This is a genomic window from Rhodococcus sp. LB1 (assembly GCF_001583455.1).
Lineage (GTDB): Bacteria > Actinomycetota > Actinomycetes > Mycobacteriales > Mycobacteriaceae > Rhodococcus_F > Rhodococcus_F opacus.
On sequence record NZ_LTCZ01000359.1, the window covers coordinates 1 to 878 of the forward strand.

At 67.2% G+C, this 878-nt stretch carries 1 protein-coding gene; it reads right to left on the reverse strand.

Annotated features, from left to right (window positions below; genetic code table 11):
- Nucleotides 1-878 (reverse strand): lipoyl synthase (gene lipA, locus AZG88_RS35570; protein WP_061700436.1); only part of this gene is annotated, 878 nt, incomplete at both ends.

The window sequence follows — 878 nt, forward strand, 5'->3', positions numbered from 1 at the left end:
TCGCGGCCGTGGTGGGCCATCGCCTGTGCGTAGAGGCGGCCGGCGCGGTAGGAGGAGCGGACGAGGGGTCCGGCCATGACGCCGGCGAAGCCGATTTCCTCGGCGGTCTTGGAGTGCTCGACGAATTCCTCGGGCTTGACCCACCGTTCGACGGGGTGGTGGCGGGGGGAGGGGCGCAGGTACTGGGTGATGGTGATGATGTCGCAGCCGGCGTCGTGCAGGTCGTGCAGCGCCTGGGTGACCTCGTCGGGGGTTTCGCCCATGCCGAGGATGAGGTTGGACTTGGTGACGAGGTTGTCTTCGCGGGCGGCGGTGATGACGTCGAGGCTGCGCTGGTAGCGGAACGCGGGCCGGATCCGCTTGAAGATGCGGGGGACGGTTTCGACGTTGTGGGCGAGCACCTCGGGGCGGGTGGAGAACACCTCGGCGAGCTGGTCGGGCTTGGCGCCAAAGTCGGGGATGAGCAGTTCGACGCCGGTGCCGGGGCCCAGTTGGTGGATCAGGCGGACGGTTTCGGCGTAGAGCCAGGCGCCGCCGTCGGGGAGGTCGTCGCGGGCGACGCCGGTGATGGTGGAGTAGCGCAGTCCCATCGCCTGGACGGATTCGGCGACGCGGCGGGGTTCGTCGCGGTCGAGGTCGTCGGGTTTGCCGGTGTCGATCTGGCAGAAGTCGCAGCGGCGGGTGCATTGCTGCCCGCCGATGAGGAAGGTCGCTTCGCGGTCTTCCCAGCATTCGTAGATGTTGGGGCAGCCGGCTTCTTCGCAGACGGTGTGCAAACCCTCGCGTTTGACGAGGCTTTCGAGCTCGGAGTATTCCGGGCCCATCTTCGCTCTCGTCTTGATCCAGTTCGGTTTGCGTTCGATCGGAGTCTCCGCATT